Below are 24,020 nucleotides of genomic sequence, written 5' to 3'. Positions count from 1 at the left end.
AGAGCGTCGCGCTCTGCGCTGGCCGTCGGATCGGTGACAGTGGATGAGTCAGAGCGGATGACGAGATTCGAACTCGCGACATCGACCTTGGGAAGGTCGCGCTCTACCAACTGAGCTACATCCGCATGCCGGAGGCCCGGCGCGCAGATGCTACCTCAGCGCCGCGACGGAGAGCCCGCTGGCGTCAGCTGCCGAAGATCCGCTTCCACCATGGCTTCCTGACCTCGACGGCCTCGCCGACCGTCGTCGGGACGCCGTTGAGCATCACCTGGCCCGGCTGCAGCGACGTACCGGTGGCCGGCGGCGGTGCGACCACGCTGCCGGGCTGGAAGATGCCGAGGGTGTTCTTCAGCAGCTCCTGCACCTCCGGCGGCAGCTGGCCGAGCGAGCTGACCTGCTGGCCGTCGACGCTGACCGACGTGAACGACTGGGCCGGCGTGCCGCCGGACTGCATCGCGCCCTGCACCATCGCCTGGACACCCGAGAGGTTGCCCTCGAGCAGGTCCGGGACGCCGTTGTGGTCGGTGTCGGGGAGGGTCGCGGCGAGCTGCGCGCGCACGTCCTCCGGGACGTCCTCCCACCTGGTGTAGCTCTGGCCGTTGATGTTGATGAGCATGGCGACCTCGCAGGCTCTCTGGACCCCGCGGCCCGGTTCGGCGACAGCGTAGCCCCGGTAGGTTGTGCGCGTGCTGCTGTCAGACCGCGACGTCCTGGCCGAGATCGAGGCGGGCCGGATCAGCCTCGAGCCCTTCGACCCGGCGATGATGCAGCCGTCGTCGATCGACGTCCGGCTCGACCGCTTCTTCCGCGTCTTCGAGAACCACCGCTACCCCCACATCGACCCGGCCGCCGACCAGTCCGACCTCACCCGGCTCGTCGAGCCCGAGGGCGACGAGCCGTTCATCCTGCACCCCGGTGAGTTCGTGCTCGGGTCGACGTACGAGGTCGTCTCGCTGCCGGACGACGTCGCCGCGCGCGTGGAGGGCAAGTCGTCGCTGGGCCGGCTCGGGCTGCTGACCCACGCCACCGCCGGCTTCGTCGACCCTGGGTTCTCCGGGCACGTGACGCTCGAGCTCGCGAACGTCGCGACGCTGCCGATCAAGCTCTACCCGGGGATGAAGATCGGGCAGTTCTGCTTCTTCCGGCTGTCCTCGCCATCCGAGCACCCCTACGGGTCGGAGAAGTACGGCTCGCGCTACCAAGGCCAGCGCGGCCCGACCCCCTCGCGGTCGTTCCAGAACTTCCACCGCACGCAGATCTGAGCGCTGCCCAGGACCGATTCAGCGCAAATGCGCCGATCGGCCTTGTTTCACGCGTGAAACAGCGCCCAATGGGCGCGATTGCGCTGATCCGGTCGTTTCATGAGGTTAGGCTACCCTAACTCCATGCTCGCCGCCGAGACGCCGACCGAGACCCCGACCGAGACGCCGACCGCCCCGCTGCCGATGGTCCTCGACGAGGTCGAGGTGGAGACGGTCGAGCGGATCTCGCCGAGCTTCGTCCGGGTCGAACTGGGCGGCCCGGCGCTGGCGGACTTCGGCGTGGACGGCCCGCTCTACGACCAGCGGATCAAGCTCGTCTTCCCGGACGACGCGGGCCGGCTGCCGTCGTTCGCCGGCGCGGACGACTCGTGGTGGGGCACGTGGCTCGACCTGCCGGAGTCGGAGCGCGGGCACCTGCGGACCTACTCGGTGCGCGCCGTGCGCGGCACGCCGGCCGAGCCGCGGCTGGTGGTCGACCTCGTCCTGCACCTCGAGCACGACGCGACCGGGCCGGGATCGGCGTGGGCGGCTCAGGCCGCGCCGGGCGACCGGCTCGTGGTGATGGCGCCGCGGCGAGGGGTGCCGTTCGGCGGCATCGAGTTCACGCCCGGCACCGCGAGCGAGCTGCTGCTGGTCGGCGACGAGACCGCCGCGCCCGCGATCTGCCGCATCCTCGAGGACCTCGACCGGGACGCGCGTGGGGCGGCGTTCGTCGAGGTGCCGGTGGGCCGCGACGCGACCGCGCTGGCGGGAGTGCCGGCCCCGGCGAACGTCGACGTGGTCTGGCTGCCGCGCGACGGTGCGCCGCACGGGTCGCGGCTGGACCGGGAGGTACGTCGCCACCTCGGCGTCGCGGGGAGCGACGACCCGGTGCCGGAGACCGAGGTGGATCCCGACCTGTGGGAGACGCCGGTCTACTCGTCGTCGGGGGAGGACGTCGACCTCCCGGTGGCCACCGTGGGCCACGACCTCGACGGGGTCTACGCCTGGATCGCCGGCGAGTCGGGGACGGTCACCGGCCTGCGCCGGCTGCTGGTGAGGGAGCTGGGCATGGACCGCCGCCAGGTGGCCTTCATGGGCTACTGGCGGCGGGGTGTCGCGATGCGGTCGTAGGGAAGCGGTCGTAGGGAGCCGGGCGGGTCAGCCGTCGACGCGGTCGGCGACCTTGCGCAGCCGCTCGGCGACGCGGTGGCGGCGGGTGGTCAGCGGCAGCCGGGGTGCGGAGGCGCGGGCGAGCCGCTCCTGGATCTGGTGCCGGGCCTGCATCTCGATCATCGTGTTGCTCATGGCCGTGCTCCTTGTCTCCTGGTGAGTCCAGTCTTGCTGTGGGCACCGACAGTCGGCCTGACTGCGGTTGCTGATCGTGGTTGCTGATCGTGCTTGCGGGTGGTGCGTGCGGATCGGTCGTGCGGAAGCTGCGTGCTGCGGGCGAGTCAGACCTCGCTGAGGGCGATGTCGCCGCTGACGGTCTTGGCGCGGACCTCGATGTGGTCCTGGCCCTCCTCCGGCTGGCCGGCGCCCTGCAGGTCGGAGCGGATGGTGCCGGACACCGTGGTGATGTCGGTCCACACCGGAACGCCGGCCTTGACGCCGATCGACACGTCGCCGGAGGCACCCTTCACCGTGTGGCGGCCCCGCTTGACCAGGTCGATCGACACGTCGCCGCTGCCGGTGCTGAACGACGTGTCGTCGTCCGCCGAGTCGATGCTCAGGTCGCCGCTGCCGGTCTTGACCACGATGTTGCTGCGGGCCTTCTCGACGGAGACGTCGCCCGAGCCGGTCGAGATCGAGCTGGTGCCTCCGGCCTGGCCGACCTCGACGTCGCCGGAGCCGCTCTTGATCTTGAGGTTGCCGTGCACGTCGTCGACCCGGATCTCGCCGGAGCCGGTCTCGACGAGCAGGTGCCCGTCGACGGCGTCGATCGTGCAGTCGCCGGAGCCGCTGCGCAGCTGGGCGTGACCGGCCCGGCCCTCGACCTGGATGTCGGCGCTGCCGGTGCGGATCGCGGGGTTGCTGGTGTCGGGGACGACGACGTCGACGCGCAGCGCGTTGTCGCCGAAGATCCGGCCGCGGCCGGGCTCGATCACGCTGATCGTGTCGCCGTGCTGCTCGACCGTGACGTCGTCGGCGTTGCGGCCCTCGACGCGGACGATCGACTCGTGGGTGTCGACGCACTCGACGTGCACGTTGCCCTTGCTGATCTCGACGACCAGGTCGACCGGGCTGTGGGTCTCGAAGCGGTACTCGGGCATGGCTGTCACTCCTGTGCATGAGGGAACGGGAAGAGGGTGTGCTGGGCCGCCGGACCGGCGCCCTGGCTGTGAGTGGGCGCCGGCCCGTGGCTGACCGGGTGGCGGTGGGGCGGGGCGGGGCGGCTAGACCCAGCCGCTCATCCGCCGGCCTCGCTTGCCGCCGAAGGGCCCCTGCCCACCGAACGGGTCGTTGCCGCCCACGAAGGGGAGGCTCGAGAGGTCGATGTCGACGTTGATCGCGCCCTCGCGGGTGGCCGCGCGGACGACGTTGACGAGCCAGGTGTTGAGCGAGTGGCCGGACCGGGCAGCGAACTCCTCGGCCTTCGCCTTGACCGACTCGGGGAGCCGGAGCGTGATGCGGGCGATGCCGCCCTCCTCCACCTCGTCGACCCCGGGCGGGGGCGGCGGGGCGGGCGGCGCCGGCGGGGCGGGCGGCCCGGTCGGCGCGTCGACCACGAACGCCAGCTCGCGGCCGTCGAGGCGTACGTCGACGCCACCGGCGGGCATCTCGGCGGTGATCTCGGTGGCGGCCTGCGAGATGGCCTCCATGAGGGCGAGCCGCGCGGCGGGGTCGAGGGCGAAGGTGAGGCGCTCGGCCGCGGCGTGGGCCTCGGGGCCGGCGGCCTCGGCGGCGGCGAGCAGGTCGCGCCGGAGGCTGTCGACGTATGGCGTGATGTCCATGTGCACCATCGTGACACCACGATGATGTCATGTCAAGTGGAAAGTGGTGTCACATGACGTCAGGTGACGTCATGGCCGCAGGTTTGCCGCACGAGACGGCCGGGCACTGCGTTTCTGGCCTCGGGGCCTCTCAGCCGCAGAAAGGGCGTTCGCATGTCCGCACCAGTGCTGGCCAACACGATCATCGACGCGGGTCCGGTCGACTACCTGATCGTCTTCCTCTACTTCGCCGTGGTGCTCGGCATCGGGGTGCTGGCCCGGCGCCAGGTCTCCGACTCGGTCGACTTCTTCCTCTCAGGCCGGGCCCTGCCCGCCTGGGTGACGGGCCTGGCGTTCATCTCCGCCAACCTCGGCGCCGTCGAGATCATGGGCATGTCGGCGAACGGCGCGCAGTTCGGCCTCCCGGCGGTGCACTACTTCTGGGTCGGCGCGATCCCGGCGATGCTCTTCCTCGGCGTCGTGATGATGCCCTTCTACTACGGCTCGAAGGTCCGGTCGGTGCCGGAGTTCATGCGGCGCCGGTTCGGCACCGGAGCCCACCTGGTCAACGCGATCTCCTTCGCGGTGGCCCAGCTGCTCATCGCCGGCGTGAACCTCTACCTGCTCGGCTCGATCATCCACGCGCTGCTCGGGTGGCCACTGTGGCTCGCGCTCATCGTGGCGGCCGCGATCGTGCTCTCCTACATCACCCTCGGCGGGCTGAGTGCCGCGATCTACAACGAGGTGCTGCAGTTCTTCGTGATCGTCGCCTCGCTCGCACCGCTCACCCTGCTCGGCCTGCACCGTGTCGGCGGCTGGGACGGCCTGACCGACAAGATCACCGAGGCGGCGGCCGACGACAAGTCCGGGGGCGTCACCGCCGCTCAGCAGCTCAACTCCTGGCCCGGCAACGCGCTCTCTGGCTTCGACTCCGACCTGTGGTCGGTCGTCGGCATCGTGTTCGGGCTCGGCTTCGTGCTGTCGTTCGGCTACTGGACGACGAACTTCGTCGAGGTGCAGCGCGCGATGGCCTCCAACTCCATCTCCTCGGCCCGCAAGACGCCGATCATCGGCGCCTTCCCGAAGATGTTCGTCCCGTTCATCACGATCTTCCCCGGCATGATCGCCGCGGTCCTCGTCACCGAGATCTCGAAGACCAAGGCGGGCGACGCCGTGCCGGGTGGCGCGTCGGGCGACGTGAAGTTCAACGACTCGCTGCTGTTCCTCATGAAGGAGGTCCTGCCCAACGGCCTGCTGGGCGTCGCGATCACCGGCCTCCTGGCGGCGTTCATGGCCGGCATGGCGGCCAACATCTCGGCGTTCAACACCGTGCTGAGCTACGACCTGTGGGAGACCTACGTCGTCAAGGAGCGCGAGGACGGCTACTACCTGCGCGTCGGCCGCATCGCGACGGTCGTCGCCACGCTGGTCGCGATCTTCACCGCGGCGCTGGCGTCGAACTTCTCCAACATCATGGACTACCTCCAAGTGCTGTTCGGGTTCTTCAACGCGCCGCTGTTCGCGACGTTCATCCTCGGAATGTTCTGGAAGCGGATGACGCCGGCCGCCGGCTGGATCGGCCTGTCCGCCGGCACCCTGGCCGCGGTCGCCACCGCGATCTGCACCGAGGGCACGCTCGGCGGCCTGAGCCAGGGCTGGATCCACCTCTCCGGGCAGGGCGCGGCGTTCGTCGCGGCCTCGGTCGCCTTCGTCGTCGACATCGTGCTCAGCGTCGTGGTCTCGATGGTCACGCAGCCGAAGCCCGCCTCGGAGCTCAAGGGCCTGGTCTACTCCGAGACGCCGCGGGAGGACCTCGTCGACGCCGACGAGGAGACCTATCCGTGGTACCGCCGCACCATCCCGCTGGCCTCGATCGCCCTGGTCCTGGTCGTCATCCTGAACGTCATCTTCTGAGGAGGGTCGACTGATGAGTGAGCACACTGGCCAGAAGCACACCGCGGGGGCGCTCGACATCCGCAACATCATCGGCGGCCTGCTTGGCGTCTACGGCGTGATCCTCGTGCTGATGGGGATCTTCGGCGACAAGGAGTACGACAAGACAGGCGACGTCAACGCGAACCTCTGGGCCGGTCTCGCGCTGGTCGTGGTCGGGGCGGCGTTCCTGATCTGGGCGAGGGTGAAGCCGATCGTCGTGCCAGAGCACGTCGACAAGCCGGACGAGATCTAGGCCGGGTCCACCACGAGTCCTTCGCCGTCCGCCCGGGCGGGGTAGACGACGACCGTGTCGATGACGCGCTCGGAGCGGTAGAGGTCGACGCTGAGCGGGCAGCCGCCCTCGGCGCGCGAGGCCCGCGGGTCGATCTGGAGGCGCAGCGCGAAGCGGTCGCCGAGCTCCGGCGGGCGCGCCACGCCGCACCACGCCTCGGGCGGGAGCGTCGCCTCGACCCGCAGGGCGGGCATGCCGCTCGCGGTCGGAGCAGCGGCGCGCGCGGCGGCCAGGACGAGGTCGAACGCCTCGCCCCAGCGCGTGCCGTCGCCGGCCTCGCCGCGGGTGAACGACCGCGGCTCCGACCCGGCGACGACCAGCGTCACGGTCGCGGCGAACGGCGGCGGGTCGCCGCCGAGCGCGAACGCGACGTAGTCCCAGGCGTCGCTGCGTGCCAGGAACTGCGCCTGGCAGAACGCGTCGGACCGCGCCGCCGCCCGGAGGGTCACGGTCGCCCCCTCCCGCGCGAGCGTGCCCGCCGGCGGCTCCGACCCGAGCACGAGGCCGTCGGGCTCGCACGAGCGCGCCGGACGGACCAGCACGGCGTACCCCTCGTCCTCGAGCAGGCGCTGGGCCTGGGTCGCATCGAGGCCGAACAGCGACGGCACGGGCTGCGGTGGAGGCCGGTAGGTGAGCGCGGCGCCGACCGCGACGGCGACCGCGACCAGCCCGACCGCCATGAGCGGGCCGGTGCGGCGCGACCGCGGCGGTGTGCCGCTGATCGCGCTCTCCAGCGCCTCGTGCACCAGCGGGTCGGGGTCGTCCGCGCCGCGGATCTGCTTGCGCTGCTCGAGCAGCACCCGGTCGACGCAGGCGCCGGCCTCGCCCTCCGCGCAGCCGAGGAGCACGGCGTGCTCGACGAGCCGGCCGTACCTCGCCGCGACGTACTGGTCGAAGTCCACGACGTCACCGGCCCTGCGGGGTGTAGACGATGACCGCGTCGATGGCCGAGTCCGTCCGGTAGAGGTCGACGGTGAGCGGGCAGCCCCGGCGGTCCTCCGGGCGGGGGTCGATCTCGAACCGGATCGCGCTTCGGTCCGCGACGATCGGCGGGAGGTCGATGCCGCACCAGGTCGCCGGTGGTGCGGTGAACACGACGCTGAGCCGGGGCAGTCCGCTCTCGCCGGCTCGGGTCTGCTCCGCCGCCCGCTCGATGGCGAGCGTGAGGTCGACCTGCCCCTGCAGCCCCGCCGCGACGTCCCCGTCGAGATGTCGGGGTGGCCCGCCGTCGACCACGACGTCGAGCTCGTCGGCCAGCGCGGGGGCCGGTCCGCGGCCCAGGGCGAACAGCACGAACTCCCAGGCCGCCGACCGTCGCGGGAAGGCGGGCTCGCAGTGGCTGCCGGCGATCACGGAGGTGCGGACGGTGACCGTCGCGCCTTCGCGGACCGGTCCGCCGCTGGGCGGGTCGGAGTCGATGACCAGGCCCGGCGGCTCGCACGACCTGGCCTCCTCCAGCGTGACCTCGTAGCCCTCGCTCTCGAGGAGTTCCTCGGCCTGGGCGCCGGTGAGCGCGAACAACGACGGCAGCTCGTGGGGGGCCGGCCGGTAGGTCGCCACCACCCCGACCGCCACGGCGACCGCGACCACACCGAGCGCCACGAGCGGTGCGGTCCGCCGTGAGCGCTCGGGGGTGCCGCGCACCGCGCGCTCGAGCGCCTCGCGCACGAGGGGGTCCGGGTCCTCCGCGCGGCGGATCCGCCTGCGCTGCTCGGCCAGCACCTGGTCGACGTGGACGCAGGCCTCGGACTCGGCGCACCCCAGGTCGAGGGCGTGCTCGACGAGCCTGCCGTAGCGCGCCGCGACGTACTGGTCGAAGTCCACCTGACCCTCCGCGGCGAGCCTACGGCTCCCGGGGCCTCCTAGGGCGAGCCGAGCACCAGGTTGGCGGCGACGAGCTGGCTGACGTCGTTGAGGTAGAGCTCGACGGCGGCGTAGTCGAGGCAGCTGCCGTGGGGCCGGGCCAGGAGCGTGACCCGCTTGGTGCCGCCGACGTCGCCGGGCTCGAGACCGTGCGGCCCGGAGCAGGGTTCCTGGGCGGGCTCGGTCGAGAACGTCACGCCCTCGCTGTCGGCGAGCGCTGCCAGCGCCGACACCGGGCAGGACCGCTCGGCGTAGCCCTTGCCGCTCGAGTCGCACAGCTGCTCCCACGAGGCCCGGTCGTCGGCCTGGGTGCTGGTGAGCACGGTGGCCTGCTCGCCCCCGAGGAGCACCGTCACCTGCGGCTCGACCGGGAGGGTCGCGCCAGCAGCGCCGCGCGCCAGCCGCAGGAACATCCGGCCGACCCGCACGAGGTCCTCGTCCATCCCGGCCGGTACGACGTCGACGACGCCGGCGGCCTCCGCCGCCGGCTGCGTGGTCATCGGTGGCGGCGGCGTGGGGCCGGCGGTCGGGCTGGGTGTCGGGCTGGGGGTCGTCGACCGGGTCGCCGGTGCGGCGGACGATGCGGATCCGGCGTCGGAACCGCTGTCGGTGCCGCAGCCGGCGACGGCGGGCAGAGCGAGGAGCGCGGCGAGGAGGAGGGCGGGAACGGGCGGCCGGGAGGGGGAGGTCACGTTGCTGTGACGCGCAGCCGGCCCGGGTGGTTGAGCTCAGAGGTCGAAGAGCGAGCCCGACTCGTTGATGTCGACGTCGGTCTTCGGCGTGTGCGCCTCGCCGGAGGCGGCCGGCTTCGGCTTCTCCTCGGCCTCGGGCTTCTCCTCAGGCTCGTGCCCCTCGCCGTCCTCGGGCTCCTCGCCGTCGTCGGGGTCGGAGAACGTCGCCGCCTGGCTGAGCGCGGCGCCGGCCGAGACGCTCTCGTCCGCTGCGGGCTCGGGCTCCGGTTCGGGTGCCTCGGCCTCGTCCTGAGCGGGAGCGTCGACCACGTCAGGGGCGGCGATGTCGAAGAGGGAACCACCCGAGGACAGGTCCGCGCTCGGTGCGGTGGGTGCCTCCGCTGCGGGGGTCTCGACAGGCTCGACCGGCGTGTCCTCGGCCTGGGCTCCTTCCTTCGGCTCGGGCTCCGCGGTCTTGTCGGCGGCGATGTCGAAGAGCGAGCCGCCCGAGCCGAGGTCTGCGGCCGGGGTAGCGGGCTGCGTCTCGGGTTCGGTCTCGGGTTCGGCCGGCGCGGTGACGGCGTTCTCGGCAGCGGGCGCCGGCTCCGGCTCCGCCTCGAGGTCGAACAGCGAGCCGCCCGACGCCTCGGGCTTCTCCTCGGGCTTCTCCTCGGGCTCCGCCTTCGCTTCGGGCTCGGACTCGTCGTCGCCGCCCAGGTCGAACAGCGAGCCACCGGCCGTGGCCGGCGTGGTCGGCGCGGGCGGGTCGCCGCCGCCGTCGGAGTCATCGGAGCCGCCGGCGTCGTCGGCAGGGGTGTCGAAGAGCGACGAGCCGCCACCCGACGCCTTGGCGGCGGGCGAGGCCTCGGAGGTCTCGGTGACGGTGTCCTCGGTGACCGTCTCGTCACCGGCCTCGGGCTCGGCCTTGGTCTCGACCGGGCGCTCCTTGAGCGCCGTACCGCCGCTGCCCGGGGCGCGGCGGGTGGCCTGCTCGCCCTTGACCGAGGCGAGCAGCATCTGCGCGACGTCGAGGACCTCGACCTCCTCGCGCGCCTCGCCCTTGTCGATCGCGGCGGTCAGGCCGTCGGAGAGCATCACCCGGCAGAACGGGCAGCCGACCGCGATCTGGTCGGCGCCCGTGGCGACGGCCTCGCTCGTGCGGTTGACGTTGATCCGCTCGCCGAGATTCTCCTCCATCCACATGCGCGCGCCGCCGGCGCCGCAGCAGAAGGACCGCTCGGAGTTGCGAGGCATCTCGACGAAGTCCGCGCCCGGCAGCACCTGGAGCAGCTCGCGCGGCGGCGAGTACACGCCGTTGTGACGACCGATGTAGCAGGGGTCGTGGTAGGTGATCTTGCGCTGGTGGGCGCCGGCGCCGTCCTTGACCGGGGTCAGCTTTCCCTCACGCACCAGCCGGTTGAGCAGCTGGGTGTGGTGGACGACCTCGAGCTCGATGCCGAAGTCCTTGTACTCGTTCTTCAGCGTGTTGAAGCAGTGGGCGCAGGTCGAGACGACCTTCTTGACCTTGTGCTCCTTGAACGTCTCGACGTTCTGCTGGGCGAGGCCCTGGAACACGAACTCGTTGCCGGCCCGGCGCGCCTGGTCGCCGTTGCAGGTCTCGCCGTTGCCGAGCACCGCGAAGGAGACGTCGGCCATGTGCAGCAGCTCCGCGACGGCGCGGGTGGTCTTCTTCTGGCGGTCCTCGTAGGCGCCGGCGCAGCCGACCCAGAACAGCCAGTCGACCTCGTCGAGCGACTCGACGTCCTCGCCGACGACCTTGACGTCGAAGTCGAGGCCCTGGGCCCAGTCCATGCGCGCGGTGGGCGACATGTTCCAGGGGTTGCCCTTGTTCTCCATCCCCTTGAAGAGCTGGTTGAGCTCGGCGGGGAAGTTCGACTCGACGAGCACCTGGTAGCGCCGCATGTCGACGATGTGGTCGACGTGCTCGATGTCGACGGGGCACTGCTCGACGCAGGCGCCGCAGGTGACGCACGACCAGAGCACGTCCGGGTCGATGACGGCCGCGCCGCTCTCGGGCATGTAGAACCAGTCGTCGCCGGTCTCGCCGACCAGAGGGCGCTCGACCTCCTTGGTCAGCGTCTGCGCCCGGGCGCCGTCGCCGTCGAGCAGCCCGGCGCGCTTGTCGTCGGAGGCGAGCACGTAGGGAGCCTTGGCGAACGACGCGTCGCGCAGCGCCATGATGAGGAGCTTGGGCGAAAGCGGCTTCTCGGTGTTCCACGCCGGGCACTGCGACTGGCAGCGGCCGCACTCGGTGCAGGTGGCGAAGTCGAGCTGGCCCTTCCAGGTGAAGTCCTCGACGGACCCGACGCCGAGCGTCGCGCTCTCGTCCATGTCCTCGATGTCGTCGAGCGTGACCGCCCGGCCCTCCGAGGTGAGCGGCTTGACCGCGCCCAGCGCCTTGGGTCGGCGGCCGAAGAGCACGTTGAGGGGCGCCACGAAGATGTGCAGGTGCTTGGAGTTGAGCACGAAGATGAGGAACCCGAGCATGACGCCGATGTGCAGGAGGAGCCCGATCCCCTCGATGACGTCGGTCGTGTGGTCCGACAGCCCGCCGAGCAGCGCGCCCACGGCGTGGGAGCCGAACGCGCCGTTGCCGTAGGGGAAGTGGTCGTCGGTGGCCCAGGCGGCGCCGCGGAACAGGAACATGGTCCAGACGACGTTGAAGATCATGAACAGCGTGAACCACGCCGGCCCGAGGTGGGAGCCGCTGAAGCGGGACTTGCGGCCGAGGGTCTGGGGGTTGTTGCGCAGCCGGATCGCGACGAACGTCGCCAGGCCGAGGACGCACATCACCGCGATGAAGTCCTGCGCGAAGCCGAGCACGTCCCAGTGGCCGATGACCGGGATCGCCCAGTGGGGGTTGCGCGAGAAGAGGATGCCGAACGCCTCGAGGTAGACGCTGCCGAGGATCACGAACGCCCAGAACACGAAGAAGTGCGCCGCGCCCGGCACCGACCACTTCAGCAGCTTCTTCTGCCCGAGGACCTCGACCACCTGGGTCGTGAGCGCCTGCCCCAGCCGCTTGGTGACGTTCTCCACCCGGTCGGGAGCCGGTTGCCCGCTCGCGATCAGCCGGTAGAGGAAGACGACGCGACGGCCGGCGATCGGCAGCGCGACGGCCAGCATGACCAGCCCGACGACCAGGACCCACAGCTCCACTGCTTCAGCCTCTTCCCGACTTCTCGACGTACCTCGGCCATGCACCCCGCACCGGCCGCGTCCGGCAGCCTACGGCGAGCCCGACGGGCAGCACGACGGTCCCGATGCCGACTGAGACGGATCCTACTTTTCGGTAACTTCCCGGCGTCCGGCAGGTCATGGACGGAACCGGAATTTCTCGCGTGTCGTCCGAGATCTCGCCACGGATTCTTTACGGTGTCCCGGCATCTCATGCACACTCAGCGCTCCGCACCTGCTCATCACCTGCACACCTGACTCAGGGGGACTCGGCCCCCGCCCACGGGAGAGATCGTCGACATGTCCGAGAGCCACACCCCCGAGCTGCCCGCAGGCGCCCGCTTCGACCCCGTCACCGGGGCGGAGCTCGCCGGTGGCGGAGGCGAGCGCAAGCAGAGCTTCGCCCTCCAGCCCGGCGAGCCGGTCGCATCGTTCAACCTCGTGAGCTCCCTGATGCCGCTGGCATCGGGCTCGGCGCCCCAGACCTACCGCTGGGCGCTCGGCCTCGGGGTGCTGATCCCGGTCGTCGCGGGCGCGCTGGGCTTCCTCGCCTTCGCGTTCGTCGCGGCGGCCCTGGTGGTCCCGGCGGTCTACGTCGTCTACATGTACGACGTCAACCAGTGGGAGGACCAGCCGATCGGCGTGGTGCTCGGTTCGATCGGTGCCGCGGCCGCGCTCGGGGTCGGCTTCACCTTCCTCTGGCACGCCGGGATCCTCGGCGACGACCTCGCGCCCGTCGACCTCGACGGCACCCAGCCCGGCATCCGCTGGACCAGCTTCCTGGTGCTGGCGCTGCTGGTGCCGATCGTCAGCGAGCTGCTCAAGGAGGTCGGCCCGATCCTGCTGGCCCGCCGCCCGGCGTTCGACGACATGATCGACGGGCTGACCTTCGGCGTCGCCGCCGGTGCGGCCTTCGCCGCAGCGGAGACGATCGTCGTCAACCGCGGTCTGTTCAGCAGCTTCGGCCAGGTCGACTCGCCCGACGCCGGCTTCTGGGTCTCGCTGATCCTCTCGGCCGCCGTGGTCAAGCCGATCGTCTACGGCGCCGCCACCGGCATCGCGGTCGCGAGCTTCTCCGGTCTCGGGGCGGGCTACGACGGCTTCAAGCCGGCCTACGTCCGCGGCCTCGTCGAGGCGCTGGTCGCCAACATCCTCTTCCAGGCCGGCCTGTTCTTCGCGTCCCGCCTCGACGGCACCGCCGGCAACGTCCTCGGCCTCGTCTGGGGCGCCCTCATCGCGGCCGTGCTCGTCGTCCGCCTGCGCTACCTCCTCCACTACGCCGTGCTCGAGGCCGCCCTGGAGGCCGCGTCGACCGGTGGTGCGCTCAAGGACAGCGCCGTGGGCACGGCGTACTGCCCCTCGTGCGAGATGCCGCTGCTCGTCGGCGCGAACTTCTGCGTCGCCTGCGGCACGTCGGTCCGGGCCGGCAGCAAGGTCACCCGCGCCCGCAACCGCAGCGAGGACGCCGACCCCGCCGTCGCGCGGCCGAGCCTCCGGCCGGCCGCTGCGGGGGTGGCGCCGCAGGACAACAAGAAGACCGCCATGGTGGTCGGCGCGATCGTCGCCACGATCCTGGTCGGTGGCGTGCTCGGGCAGGTCGCGGCCTCCGCGGCCGGCGACAGCGACGACATGAAGCCGCCGTCGGAGACGGGCATCACGCTCGACCCCGACGCGGGCGACGACCTGCTCAACAAGACCTCCGCCGTCCGGCTCGGCGCCGACGACGGGACCGGCGAGGGCAAGAACGTCGAGGCCGCCGGTGGCAAGGGCGGCCTCGTCTTCCTCAGCGACGACGTGGTCTTCCTGGTGCCCAAGGGCTTCAAGATCGAGGACCCGGGCCCCGGCTACGCGCAGGTCTTCGGCTACAAGGGCTACTTCTTCGCCTACCTGACGCCGAAGAAGACCACCCTGGCCAAGCTGATCGCCAACAACCTCACCGGCATCCAGAACATGGGCGTCGAGGAGCTGGAGATCACCCAGCCGAAGGCGGTGCAGGTCACGGGGGTCAAGGGCGCGGCGATGCTCAACTTCCGCGGCCTGCTCGCCACGCAGCAGGGCGGCAGCATCCCCGTCGAGGGCTTCGCCTACTACTTCCAGCGCGAGGACGGCACGGGCGCCACGGCGTTCGGCCTCTACGGCAAGGGCGCGCTCAAGCCGAAGTCCAAGCTGCTCAACGGCTACAACACCATGCTCGGCACGCTGATCAGCACGCTCTGACCCGGAGGAACCATGACCACAACACCTGAGAACCCCGCCACCGGCGGCATTCCCGTGGCGCCTCCGGGCGCCCGCTTCGACCCGATGACCGGCGCCGAGCTGAGCGCCGGCGTCGGTGCCGGTGGCGAGCGCCGGCAGAGCTACGCGCTCCAGCCCGGCGAGCCCGTGGCGTCGTTCAACCTCGTCACGTCGCTGATGCCGCTGGCGTCCGGCAACGCGCCGCAGACCTACCGCTGGGCGCTCGGCCTGGGGGTGCTGATCCCGGTCGTCGCGGGCGCGCTGGGCTTCCTCGCCTTCGCGTTCGTGGCGGCGGCGGTCGTCGTCCCGGCGATCTACGTGGTCTACATGTACGACGTCAACCAGTGGGAGGACCAGCCGATCGGCGTGGTGCTCGGTGCGATCGGTGCCGCGGCCGCGCTCGGGGTCGGGTTCACCTTCCTCTGGCACGCCGGGATCCTCGACAGCAACATCTCGTCGGTGAACTTCGACGGCAACGGCGCCGGCGGGGTGCGCTGGACGAGCCTGCTGGTGCTCGTGCTCCTCGTGCCGATCGTCGGCGAGGTGCTCAAGCAGGTCGGGCCGCTCGTGCTCGCCGGCCGACCGCAGTTCGACGACATGATCGACGGGCTGACCTTCGGCGTCGCCGCCGGTGCGGCCTTCGCCGCCGCGGAGACGATCGTCGTCAACCGCGGTCTGTTCAGCAGCTTCGGCCAGATCGACTCCCCTGACGCCGGCTTCTGGGTCTCGCTGATCCTCTCGGCCGCGGTGGTCAAGCCGATCGTCTACGGCGCCGCCACCGGCATCGCCGTCGCGAGCTACTCCGGCCTCGGCGCGGGCTACGACGGGTTCAAGCCCGGCTACTTCCGCGGCCTCGCAGAGGCTCTGATCGCGAACGTCGCGTTCCAGGCCGGGCTGTTCTTCGCCTCGCGGCTCGAGGGCACCAAGGGTGCGGTCGTCGGCCTGGTGTGGGGCGCGATCGTCGCCGCCGCGCTGGTCGTGCGCCTGCGCTACCTGCTCCACTTCGCGGTGCTGGAGGCGGCCCTCGAGGCCGCGGCGACCGGTGGTGCGCTCAAGGACACCGCGCGCGGCACGGCGTACTGCCCCTCGTGCGAGATGCCACTGCTCGTCGGCGCGAACTTCTGCGTCGCCTGTGGCACCTCGGTGCGCGCGGGCAGCAAGGTCACCAGGGTCCGCAACCGGGTCGACGACACCGTCGAGGGAGTCACGCCCGCCCGGCCCGCGCTGAAGCCGGTCCCGGTCGGGGTCGCGCCGCAGGACAACAAGCGCACCGCGCTGGTGGTGGGCGCGGTGGCCGCCACGATCGTGGTCGCCGGAGTGGTCGGCCAGGCTGCGGCGTCCGCGGCCGCTGCCGACGACAAGCCCCCGGTGCCGATCCAGATCGAGACCCAGGTCGGCTCCGGCCCGACGACGGAGCCGGCACCGACGCCGGTGCCGGCTCCCGGGCCGTCACCCGACGCGTCCGAGGCCCCGTCGACCGGCACCGCGCCGTCGCTCACCCAGGGCTTCGGCAGCGTCTCCTCGGCCGACCTCACGTCGCCGGCCGACCCGTCCGACTCGCCGGACGGCGGCGGCCTCGGCGGCGGCATCGACACCGGGTCGTCCGACAGCCACGTCGTCGTCGGCGGCGACATCGGGTTCGACCTGCCCGCCGGCTACGAGATCGAGCAGCAGGCCGACGGCTTCGTCCAGGTCTTCGGTGACGGCGGCTACTTCTTCGCCATCATCAACCCGGCCCCGACCGACGCCAACGCGATGATCACCGAGAACCTCAACGGCATCCAGAGCATGGGTGTGCAGGACCTCGCGGTGAGCGACCCGCAGGAGATGCAGATCCCGACCTCGGCGGTCGTGCAGGCCGTCGCGCTCGGCTACCAGGGGGCGCTCGCGAGCCAGCAGGGCGGCACCATCCCCGTCGAGGGCTTCGCCTACTACTTCCTGCTCCAGGACGGCACCGGCGTCACGGCGTTCGTGCTCTACCAGCAGGGTGCGCTCGACGTCGACAGCAGCCCGCTCATCGACGGCTACAACGCGATGTTCAACTCGCTGGTCAGCAGCTTCTGATGCGCACGCGAGCATCCCGGACCGGGCGACGGATCGTCGCGCTGACCGCCGCCCTCGCGGCGGCCGGCGCGACGACCCTCGCGGGCGGTCTCGGCACCACCAGCCAGGCCCTGGCGCCCGCCGCGGACGACACGGTCGCGGACTGGACGATGATGGTCTACGCCGTCGGCGACACCTCCGGGGTGCCGCAGCTGATGGTCGAGAACCTCACCGAGATCGCCGAGCTGCCCGACGACCCGGACGTCAACGTCGTCGTGCTGCTCGACCTCCCCGAGGCGACCGACACCGACGCGCCCACCTCGCCGGTGCCGGGCGTCGGCGACTTCAGCACGGCCAAGCTGCTGGTGCTCGAGGACGGGCGCTACAACGAGGTGCGCGATCTCGGCGAGGTCTCGATGGGCCAGCCCGACGTGCTCGCGACGTTCGTCGAAGAGGCGGCCGACCGGTTCCCGGCCGTGCACTACGGGTTCACGTTCTTCGACCACGGCGGCGGCAACACCGGCGGGTACGTCGACACCGGACCGCCCGGCACCCAGGAGCTCAGCGTCCCCGAGATGCGCGAGGGGCTGCTCGTCGGCATGCAGAAGGCCGGCATCGACCGCTTCGACGTGATCAACCAGGCCGCGTGCCTCATGTCCAACTACGAGACCGTCTCCGCCCTCGCGCCGCTCGGGCGGTGGCTCGCGGGCTCGGAGGAGATCATGATCGCCCACCCGCTGGCCCCGGCGTCGTTCCCGCCGATGTCGGAGGGCGGCGACGGCCAGGCGGTCGCCAACGGGTTCGTGTCGGGCTACGTCGACCTGCTCGACGACATCGCCACCCAGCCGGGCGGGCAGGCCTACCGCGACCTCGTCGCGATGTCGGTCGTCGACGGCGACGCGGTCTCCGGGCTCGACGCGGCGATGGAGTCGTTCAGCCAGGCGGCCGTGGCGAACCTGCCCGAGATCACCACCTCGGTGGCGCGGGCGCGGGCGCAGGCGCTGGAGTTCGTCGCCGGGTTCCCCGGCCTCGAGGGCGAGTCGCTCGACCTGATCGACCTCGGCGACTTCATGAAGCACCTCACCGACGTGCCCGACGACGTCGCCGTCGCTCGTGACGCGGTGACCGCGGCCGTGGACCGTGCGGTGACCGAGCAGGCGATCGGCCAGGGCACCCAGCAGGCGACCGGCATCAACGTCTACCTGCCGGCGAACCCGCGCCACGTGAACGCGTCCGTGCTCCGCGACGGCACCGAGCCGCAGGGCTGGGCGGAGTTCATCGAGGCGTTCGTCCAGAGCGCCGGGTCGTCCCAAGGGCAGTCGGGCGCGGGCGTGAGCTTCGTGTCGGAGCAGGCGCAGGTCCTGCAGGCCGACGAGTCGGGCATCAAGATCGCCGCCCAGCTCACCGACGGGTCGCGGGCCAACGTGACGAGCGCGGAGACCTACCTCTTCACCGGCCTCGGCGGGCAGCAGATCGCGCTCGGGCTGATCCTGCCGGCGTACCTCGACGCCGGCGGGCCGGGCCAGGTGCAGGGCGTGTGGAGCTACGCGCTCACCGCCCTGACCGACGGCACCACGGTCGCCCCGGCGACGGCGGTCTACCAGGGTCAGTCGGGCGGTCTGCTGGGCAGCTTCCTCGCGCAGTACACCGCGCCCGACGGCGGCGTCACCGACGTCGGGATCCGGGTGCTGCTGACCAGCTCGGGCAACATCCAGAGCGTGAGCATCGTCGACGCGAGCACCGGCTCGAGCTCGGGCGTCTCGCTCGAGGTCGGCGGGACGCTCACGCCGTACGTGTTCGTGCCGAGCTCCAACAGCTACGAGCAGGTGCTGTCGACCCAGTCGGTCGAGGTGACCCAGGACCTCCGCGTCGGCTTCGTGCGGATGGAGAAGAACTCGCGGTTCGACATGGGGCTGGTGGTCCAGGACGCCGCCGGCAACGCCGCGACGGCGTTCGCGTCGGGTCAGGTGCGGTGAGGGGCCTGATCAGGGAGCGGTGACCTTGGTGGGGTGCTCCGCGAGGGCCAGCTCGGCGAGCCGGGCCAGGTCCTCGCGGAGGGCGGCCCTGCGGTCGCGGTGCTCCGGCATGATGCGCCAGACCAGGCGCCCCCACCAGCCCGCCATGTGCAGGATCCGGAACGACTGCGTCAGCCGGGTGCCGGCGCCGTGCGGCTCCAGCTCGAAGGTCCACTCCGTCGCGTCCATGCCCAGCGGGCCGGTGGTGTGGAAGACCAGGCGTCGGGCGGGCGCCCAGGCGGTGATCGTGCAGGGCCGCACCCAGCGAGCGCGACCGGCGCGGTTGGCTCCGGTGAACCTCGCCCCGACCCGGCCCTCGGTCGCGCCGTCCAGCCAGGTCACCTGGCGGCACTCGTGGCTCCACTCGGGCACCCGGCGTACGTCGGAGAGCACCGCCCAGACCTGCTCGGGCGAGGCCGCCACGTCGACGGTGTTGCCGCCCGAGACCAGCAGCCTCCACGGCGCGTCCTCCTGCGCCTGCCAGCGCCGGAAGAGCGCCTTGCGGTAGCCGCGGGAGAGCACGTTGAGGATGATCCAGCGCGGGACCGGGGGCACCAGTCGAGCCATCAGCTCCTGGTCCTCGGGCGCCTGGGCCTCCATGATCCAGAGACCCTCGTAGGCGAGCTCCCGCTTCGGCTTCGGCTTGACGTTGTAGGTCTGGGTCCAGTCCTCCCACTCCTGCCAGGTGATCGTGGCCGCGACCACCGGCATCATCTCCTCCTCCTCGCGCAGCAGGTGGGGGAGCAGCGTCTCTTCGAGCCGCTGGATCGCGCGGACGACGTCCTCGCGGGCGGCCTCGTCGGCGCCGTACCTCGTGGCGGCCTCGACCAGTGCGTCCATGCCCGGGTTGATGGCGTCGTGGTCGGCGTCCATCGCGTCGAGCAGGGCGATCGCGGCGGGGTTCTTGGCGCGGACGAGCGGGTAGAGGCCGGCGTCCTCACCGCCGTGGTGGTGGTGGAGGAACTGCATCATCCAGGCCAGGTGCTCGGCGAGGGCCTCGCGCTGGGCGGGATGGGGGTACGGCGCCGTGGTCAGCACCTGCTTCGCGCGGGTCAGGTCGCGGCGCAGCGCGTTGTGCACGATCCGCATCGTGCGGGTGTCGGCCGGGCCTTGGGGATCCCAGGTCTCGTTCATCGTTCCTCCTGTTCCTCCAGGCCCAGCAGCCTGGTGATGGCGGTGGCGACGAACTCCCGGTAGTCGTCGTCGGTGTGGCCCCGCTGCTCGGTGAGCAGCAGGTAGGTCTCGTTGCTCGTGACGGCCTGCACCAGGTCGACCTCCAGGTCCGTCGGCTCCCGGCCGAGGACGGCGAGGACGCCCTGCCGGTTCTGCTCGCGGATGTCAGCGAAGTCGCGCCTGAGCTGCTCGGCGAGCTCGGGCTCGCCCACGGCGGCGTGCTGCAGCGCGCGGTGCAGCGGGGCGGTGCGGCGGTGCATGCCGACGAGCAGGCCCGCGATCGCCTCGGCGCGCGCGTGCGGGGTGGGCGCCGCCATGATCTGCTGCCAGGCCGGCCGCTCCGACAGCGGGACCGGATCGTCGTCGCCCACGACCGCGAGGTCGATCGCCATCCGCAGCAGCGCGGTCTTGTTGCCCACCGAGCCGTAGACGGTCTCGACGGACACGCCGGCCTCGCGGGCCACGTCGCGCATCGACGTGCCGGCCCAGCCGCGCGTGACGAACAGCGCGGACGCGGCCTCGATCACCTTCAGCCTCGTCGTCTGGGCCTGCTGGCGGCGTCCGGACCCGTCGTACCTGCGGGTCGTGGTCGAGCTCATGGGTAGAAGGTAGAACGTCTCTGTATTGAATACAAGAGCGTTCTTGTGAAATGACCCGAGTGGGCTATGCAGGGCCGCTGTCAGAGTCCTTCGAGCAGCGGGATGGTGGCCTCGACGCCGGGCAGTCCGTCGATCTCCGCGGCCACCGCTCGGGCGCGACCGGCGATGCCGTCGTCGTCGAGGGCCTCCTCGACCGCGCGGCGGACCGCGGCGGCGGTTGCGAGAGCGGCGTCGAGGATGCGCGCGACGCCGAGCTCTTCGGCGCGGCGCGCGTTGTGCGGCTGATCGGCGCCCAGGGGCAGGAGGACCGACGGCAGCCCGTGCGCCAGCGTGGCGGTGAGGCTACCGGACCCGCCGTGCGAGACGACCAGGTCGGTCTCGCGCAGCACCTCGGCCTGCGGGACGTACTGCTCGATGCGGACGTGGGCGGGCTGCGGCCCGAAGGCGGCCGGGTCGACGGTCCGCCCGACCGTCACCAGCACGTCGGCGTCGACCTCGGCGAGTCCGGCCAGCAGGCGCTCGAAGAGGTCGCCCGACTCGGTGTTGAAGACGGTGCCGAGGGTCGCGTAGACGCGCGGTCTCTCCGGGCGGGGCGTCATCGCGACCCGGTCGCCGGGGCGGTACCAGAACGTCGACTCCGGCAGCGGCACAGGCGACTCAGGGCTGCGGAACGACGGCGCGAACGGCACGAGCACCAGCCCGCCCTCGAGCATCGATGACGCGGGTCGCAGTGGAAGGCCGTGCTCCTCGCGCAGCCTGACCAGCGGCGGCTCGACCAGCTCCGGACGCACGAGCATCCCGGCGGCGAGCACCAGCACCGTGGCGCACTGGACGCCGCACACCTCCGCCGCGATCGCCGAGCCGAGGTCCGCCTCGTCGCGGACGATGACGTCGGGCCGCCAGTCGCGGATGTGCTCCTGTACCGCGGTCGCGTGCCGACGAGCACCCTTGTCGGCGAAGTTCTCCGCGAACTCCACCTCGGCAGCGCGCGCGTCGGTCGGCGCGAGCGGTGTCACGTCGCGGGGAGCTGGGCTCGCAGGCGGCCGCGGCGGACTCGTCGCGAACGCCCGGAAGCCGGCGTCCTCGATGCGTGCAATCAGTCCGCCTGACCCCGCCACCGCGACGTCGTGACCGGCGGCCGCGGCGGCGCGGGCCACAGGGACCAGAGGTTCGAAATGTCCGAGACCGCCGATGAACGTGAACAGGATCCGCATCGCGGACCGAATCTAGCCCGGCCGTGGCGTGCGCGGACACACGTTGCGGTGGTCTCGACAAGCTCGACCAGCGGTGGGCGAGCGGGTGCGAAGCGCTGGACTGACTGGCTACCGGCCGCGATTCAGGGAGAGGACCTTCCCGGCGGGTGAGAAGGTCACCGTCATCCGCACCGAGCGGTGCCCCTTCTCCTTGGCGCAGAAGCCGAAGGCGCGGCCGAGGCGGGTGTAGGGCTGGCCGACGGCCTTCATGACCGCGCGCGTGGACATGCCGGGGTGGATCAGCCGCTGCACCTTCGAGACCTGCTGGCGGAGCGAGGGGTTGCGGCACGAGTCGGGCTTGATGCCCTCGGCGCGCTCCCACATCTGGAGGTAGGCCTCCGCGCCGCGGGCGATGTCGTCCTCGATGTTGCGGGCGTCGGCGGCCGAGGTGGCGCCGGCGACCTTGGTGAGGTCCTCGATCCAGTCGGGATAGAGGCCGTACTGCGCGACGCCGTCGGTGTTGATGTCCCAGGTGCGGGCGCCGGCGGTCTGCCGCTTGACCGTCACGCCCTCGATGCCCTTGAAGGGATAGGTGACCGGGTTGGCCACCGACGCACCGCGCGGGTTGCCCTGGGCGCCGAGGCCGTTCATGTCGGCGCCGTAGCCGATGCCCCAGTAGTAGCGCGGGTCCGCCCAGCCGACGTGCTTGCGCCACTTGTCGACGAAGCCGGCTGAGTCGCCGGCGTACGGCGTGATGAAGCCGCCCTCCTCGTAGATGCGCGGGTAGGCGTCGGGGGTCGCCCACGAGTGCGAGGAGACGACGCCGTGGTAGCCGAGCTCGTCGATCGTGTCGAGCGCGGAGGCGCGGGCCTTCACCGACATGTGGTCGGGGTCGAAGATCATGTGCCGCTGGGCGAGCGCCTTGATCGTGTGCTCGCCCAGGGTCGTCAGCCCGCGGGAGTTGCAGTGGTTGGGCTGCGGGTAGAGCGGCAGCGCGATGGTGGGCAGCCCGAGCTGCGCGACCGCGCCGAACAGCGCGTCCTGCTGCTCGGCGTTGATGCCGGGCGCGGCGACCTGGTTGCGGTCGTGGCTCTCGCCGTCGGCGGGCTCACAGTGCCGCATGTCCCAGAACGAGCCGGTCTCGAGGAAGTTCGCGGCGTTGACGAGTGCACCGACCTCGCCGGTGTCGCCGGCGACTCCGGCGAGCGCGTTGTCGAACTTGTTGACCAGCTCCATCTGGCGCACCCCGAGGCGGCGCACCTCGTCGAGCTGGCGGTCGATGTCCGCGATCGAGCAGGTCGGCACGTCGAGCTTCATCGAGCAGCCGAACGGCACCGAGGTCTCGATGCCCATGACCACCGCCATCTTGCCGGCGTTGATCACCTCCCGGGCCTCGAACGGCGTCTTCACGATCCGGTAGAAGCCCTTGCCCGGCCCACCGAACTGGGCGTCGATGTAGTCCTGCATCTTGTACATGTCGCGCGCCTGGAGCCGGATCGAGTCCATGTCGTCGCAGGAGTTGCGCTTGAGGGGGTAGAGCTTGCAGAGCTGGTTGTTCTCGACGAGCAGGTTGACGAAGATCCGCTGGCCGCCGCGCCACGAGCGCTCCAGCCACTTGTAGTAGGTGCCCTCGTGGGTGAGCGAGTCGGGCGCCGGCCAGTCCTTGAACGTCGGCCACCCGACCGGGTCGTGGTGGGTCTTGCCGGACAGTGCGTCCTCGAGGATGCCGCCGTAGCCGCCGGTGATCGTGTGGTCGGGGCAGTCGACGAGGGCGTACGGCGCACCGAACCGGTCCCACGGCTTGCCGCAGTGGGCCGAGCCGCCGAGGAACTCGAAGGCCATGCCGTGGGTGTGCGCGTCGACGTACCCGCGCACCTCCTGGTACGACGTCACGCCGGCGTGCGGCTTGCCGCTGATGTCGACGCCCGCCTCGGGGTAGGCCGTGCAGCCCCTGGTCCGCTTGAGCCGGAACGTGGTCTTGCCGCCGAGCACCAGCGGCTTGCCGGCGCTGCTGAAGCTGAAGCCGTGCTTGCGCTGCCGGGCCGTCCAGATCGTCGCGTCGCTGGGCGTGGCGACCTTGCCGCCGTGCACGAGGAGCTGCCGGTCGGTCGTGTAGAGGAGGTACTGGCCGAGGTCGGTGGGCTTGAAGAAGATCTTCTGACCGCCGAGGCCGTAGCAGCCGTTGGCCATCGCGTAGCGGTTCTGCGGCCGCTTGAGCCGCTTCGGCGTCGCCCGCACGTGCGTCAGGGCCGGGTCCTTCATCCGGCGCTGCGTCGCCACCGTCGAGCGGGCCACCGCCCGGCTCACGAACGTGCTCGGGTCGCGGACGTCCTTGCCGGTCTCCCCGGCGCGGGAGACGAGGTTCTTGGTCTTCGGGTCGTTGTGGACGTGCGGCGGGGTGCCGGGCGGGTCGACGTGGGGTCGCGCCTCGAGCGCCTTCTGCTTCTGGACGGCAGCCACCGTGCGCAGCGGACCCTGTCGCTCGCCACCGGCACCACCGCCGTACGACGGCAGCGCGACGGTGCCGACCACGAGGGCGGCCGCCAGCACCGTCGCCCAGCACAGCCGTCGGACCGCGTGACGTTCCATGTCAGGAGGAACGCCGTCCGGCCGCGGAGGTCACGGTCGC

At 71.5% G+C, this 24,020-nt stretch carries 19 protein-coding genes and 1 tRNA gene; 7 read left to right on the top strand and 13 right to left on the bottom strand.

The genetic code is table 11. The features are described 5' to 3' along the window. Positions 1 to 52: 52 nt before the first annotated feature. Together G514_RS0108860 and G514_RS0108855 are read right to left on the bottom strand one after the other, a co-directional pair. Positions 53 to 125 (bottom strand) — tRNA-Gly (locus G514_RS0108860). Between the two features lie 59 nt (positions 126 to 184). Continuing rightward, on the bottom strand, positions 185 to 616 hold the full coding sequence (locus G514_RS0108855) for a hypothetical protein (protein WP_028651467.1): 432 nt from the start codon (positions 614 to 616) through the stop codon (positions 185 to 187). A gap of 70 nt (positions 617 to 686) precedes the next feature. Here G514_RS0108855 and dcd point away from each other — a divergent pair, with 70 nt between their 5' ends. Then, complete coding sequence (dcd, locus tag G514_RS0108850; protein ID WP_028651466.1) at positions 687 to 1,262, top strand: dCTP deaminase; 576 nt, start codon at positions 687 to 689, stop codon at positions 1,260 to 1,262. Positions 1,263 to 1,385: 123 nt separating this feature from the next. Then, positions 1,386 to 2,375 (top strand): siderophore-interacting protein, encoded by a 990-nt coding sequence (locus G514_RS0108845; RefSeq protein WP_036564191.1) that lies wholly within the window; start codon positions 1,386 to 1,388, stop codon positions 2,373 to 2,375. A 27-nt stretch (positions 2,376 to 2,402) separates the two neighbouring features. Here the strand turns inward: G514_RS0108845 and G514_RS30215 are convergent, their stop codons facing one another. The 3 genes from G514_RS30215 to G514_RS0108830 form a co-directional block, all read right to left on the bottom strand. Then, positions 2,403 to 2,549: a hypothetical protein gene (locus tag G514_RS30215; protein WP_157544672.1), complete on the bottom strand. Its 147-nt coding sequence runs from the start codon at positions 2,547 to 2,549 to the stop codon at positions 2,403 to 2,405. A 146-nt stretch (positions 2,550 to 2,695) separates the two neighbouring features. Then, the gene (locus G514_RS0108835) at positions 2,696 to 3,514 is read right to left on the bottom strand and encodes a DUF4097 family beta strand repeat-containing protein (protein WP_028651464.1); all 819 of its coding nucleotides are present in this window, start codon (positions 3,512 to 3,514) and stop codon (positions 2,696 to 2,698) included. Positions 3,515 to 3,637: 123 nt separating this feature from the next. After that, positions 3,638 to 4,195 (bottom strand): hypothetical protein, encoded by a 558-nt coding sequence (locus tag G514_RS0108830; protein ID WP_036564189.1) that lies wholly within the window; start codon positions 4,193 to 4,195, stop codon positions 3,638 to 3,640. 153 nt (positions 4,196 to 4,348) lie between these two features. On the opposite strand from G514_RS0108830, the gene G514_RS0108825 reads away from it, so the two are divergent. Together G514_RS0108825 and G514_RS0108820 are read left to right on the top strand one after the other, a co-directional pair. Then, complete coding sequence (locus G514_RS0108825) at positions 4,349 to 6,088, top strand: sodium:solute symporter family protein (RefSeq protein WP_028651462.1); 1,740 nt, start codon at positions 4,349 to 4,351, stop codon at positions 6,086 to 6,088. A gap of 13 nt (positions 6,089 to 6,101) precedes the next feature. Continuing rightward, positions 6,102 to 6,362, top strand: a complete 261-nt coding sequence (locus G514_RS0108820) for a hypothetical protein (protein WP_028651461.1) — start codon at positions 6,102 to 6,104, stop codon at positions 6,360 to 6,362. Here G514_RS0108820 and G514_RS0108815 read toward each other — a convergent pair. The 4 genes from G514_RS0108815 to G514_RS25715 all read right to left on the bottom strand — a co-directional run bounded on the left by G514_RS0108815 (position 6,359) and on the right by G514_RS25715 (position 12,115). Beyond that, entirely contained in the window at positions 6,359 to 7,303 is a 945-nt protein-coding gene (locus G514_RS0108815) for a PASTA domain-containing protein (RefSeq protein WP_028651460.1), read from the bottom strand. The genes G514_RS0108820 and G514_RS0108815 overlap by 4 nt on opposite strands. 4 nt (positions 7,304 to 7,307) lie before the next feature. Continuing rightward, positions 7,308 to 8,225: a PASTA domain-containing protein gene (locus tag G514_RS0108810; RefSeq protein ID WP_028651459.1), complete on the bottom strand. Its 918-nt coding sequence runs from the start codon at positions 8,223 to 8,225 to the stop codon at positions 7,308 to 7,310. A gap of 38 nt (positions 8,226 to 8,263) precedes the next feature. Next, complete coding sequence (locus G514_RS30210; protein ID WP_028651458.1) at positions 8,264 to 8,764, bottom strand: hypothetical protein; 501 nt, start codon at positions 8,762 to 8,764, stop codon at positions 8,264 to 8,266. Between the two features lie 228 nt (positions 8,765 to 8,992). Next, positions 8,993 to 12,115: a (Fe-S)-binding protein gene (locus G514_RS25715; RefSeq protein ID WP_245582145.1), complete on the bottom strand. Its 3,123-nt coding sequence runs from the start codon at positions 12,113 to 12,115 to the stop codon at positions 8,993 to 8,995. 318 nt (positions 12,116 to 12,433) lie between these two features. Here G514_RS25715 and G514_RS29110 point away from each other — a divergent pair, with 318 nt between their 5' ends. From G514_RS29110 to G514_RS0108780, 3 genes are read left to right on the top strand one after another with little or no spacing between them, the layout of a single operon-like run. Beyond that, a complete protein-coding gene (locus G514_RS29110) occupies positions 12,434 to 14,350 on the top strand; it encodes a PrsW family glutamic-type intramembrane protease (protein ID WP_051247152.1) in 1,917 nt (638 codons plus the stop codon). A 12-nt stretch (positions 14,351 to 14,362) separates the two neighbouring features. Further along, a complete protein-coding gene (locus G514_RS29105; RefSeq protein ID WP_084151880.1) occupies positions 14,363 to 16,432 on the top strand; it encodes a zinc ribbon domain-containing protein in 2,070 nt (689 codons plus the stop codon). After that, a complete protein-coding gene (locus G514_RS0108780) occupies positions 16,432 to 18,387 on the top strand; it encodes a clostripain-related cysteine peptidase (RefSeq protein WP_028651456.1) in 1,956 nt (651 codons plus the stop codon). Before G514_RS29105 ends, G514_RS0108780 begins: the two co-directional genes overlap by 1 nt. Before the next feature lie 9 nt (positions 18,388 to 18,396). On the opposite strand, the gene G514_RS25700 is transcribed toward G514_RS0108780, so the two are convergent. The 4 genes from G514_RS25700 to G514_RS25695 all read right to left on the bottom strand — a co-directional run bounded on the left by G514_RS25700 (position 18,397) and on the right by G514_RS25695 (position 23,980). Further along, positions 18,397 to 19,560, bottom strand: a complete 1,164-nt coding sequence (locus tag G514_RS25700) for an SRPBCC family protein (protein WP_051247149.1) — start codon at positions 19,558 to 19,560, stop codon at positions 18,397 to 18,399. Beyond that, positions 19,557 to 20,198, bottom strand: coding sequence for a TetR/AcrR family transcriptional regulator (locus G514_RS0108770; RefSeq protein ID WP_028651455.1), 642 nt, complete (start codon positions 20,196 to 20,198; stop codon positions 19,557 to 19,559). The genes G514_RS25700 and G514_RS0108770 overlap by 4 nt, the downstream gene beginning before the upstream one ends. Positions 20,199 to 20,278: 80 nt before the next feature. Then, positions 20,279 to 21,412, bottom strand: a complete 1,134-nt coding sequence (locus G514_RS0108765) for a glycosyltransferase (RefSeq protein ID WP_028651454.1) — start codon at positions 21,410 to 21,412, stop codon at positions 20,279 to 20,281. Positions 21,413 to 21,520: 108 nt separating this feature from the next. Next, positions 21,521 to 23,980 (bottom strand): amidohydrolase family protein, encoded by a 2,460-nt coding sequence (locus G514_RS25695; protein ID WP_051247147.1) that lies wholly within the window; start codon positions 23,978 to 23,980, stop codon positions 21,521 to 21,523. Positions 23,981 to 24,020: the final 40 nt, after the last annotated feature.

This window comes from Nocardioides halotolerans DSM 19273, from assembly GCF_000422805.1.
Taxonomy (GTDB): domain Bacteria; phylum Actinomycetota; class Actinomycetes; order Propionibacteriales; family Nocardioidaceae; genus Nocardioides; species Nocardioides halotolerans.
This window is presented reverse-complemented; position numbering and strand designations above follow the sequence as displayed.

What these genes read in the sequence shown, in the direction of transcription:
- G514_RS0108855 (WP_028651467.1), bottom strand. Translation starts at nt 616, where the DNA reads ATGCTCATCAACATCAACGGCCAGAGCTACACCAGGTGGGAGGACGTC.
- G514_RS0108845 (WP_036564191.1), top strand. Translation starts at nt 1,386, where the DNA reads ATGCTCGCCGCCGAGACGCCGACCGAGACCCCGACCGAGACGCCGACC.
- G514_RS30215 (WP_157544672.1), bottom strand. Translation starts at nt 2,549, where the DNA reads ATGAGCAACACGATGATCGAGATGCAGGCCCGGCACCAGATCCAGGAG.
- G514_RS0108835 (WP_028651464.1), bottom strand. Translation starts at nt 3,514, where the DNA reads ATGCCCGAGTACCGCTTCGAGACCCACAGCCCGGTCGACCTGGTCGTC.
- G514_RS0108830 (WP_036564189.1), bottom strand. Translation starts at nt 4,195, where the DNA reads ATGGACATCACGCCATACGTCGACAGCCTCCGGCGCGACCTGCTCGCC.
- G514_RS0108825 (WP_028651462.1), top strand. Translation starts at nt 4,349, where the DNA reads ATGTCCGCACCAGTGCTGGCCAACACGATCATCGACGCGGGTCCGGTC.
- G514_RS0108820 (WP_028651461.1), top strand. Translation starts at nt 6,102, where the DNA reads ATGAGTGAGCACACTGGCCAGAAGCACACCGCGGGGGCGCTCGACATC.
- G514_RS30210 (WP_028651458.1), bottom strand. Translation starts at nt 8,764, where the DNA reads ATGACCACGCAGCCGGCGGCGGAGGCCGCCGGCGTCGTCGACGTCGTA.
- G514_RS29110 (WP_051247152.1), top strand. Translation starts at nt 12,434, where the DNA reads ATGTCCGAGAGCCACACCCCCGAGCTGCCCGCAGGCGCCCGCTTCGAC.
- G514_RS29105 (WP_084151880.1), top strand. Translation starts at nt 14,363, where the DNA reads ATGACCACAACACCTGAGAACCCCGCCACCGGCGGCATTCCCGTGGCG.
- G514_RS0108780 (WP_028651456.1), top strand. Translation starts at nt 16,432, where the DNA reads ATGCGCACGCGAGCATCCCGGACCGGGCGACGGATCGTCGCGCTGACC.
- G514_RS25700 (WP_051247149.1), bottom strand. Translation starts at nt 19,560, where the DNA reads ATGAACGAGACCTGGGATCCCCAAGGCCCGGCCGACACCCGCACGATG.
- G514_RS0108770 (WP_028651455.1), bottom strand. Translation starts at nt 20,198, where the DNA reads ATGAGCTCGACCACGACCCGCAGGTACGACGGGTCCGGACGCCGCCAG.
- G514_RS0108765 (WP_028651454.1), bottom strand. Translation starts at nt 21,412, where the DNA reads ATGCGGATCCTGTTCACGTTCATCGGCGGTCTCGGACATTTCGAACCT.
- G514_RS25695 (WP_051247147.1), bottom strand. Translation starts at nt 23,980, where the DNA reads ATGGAACGTCACGCGGTCCGACGGCTGTGCTGGGCGACGGTGCTGGCG.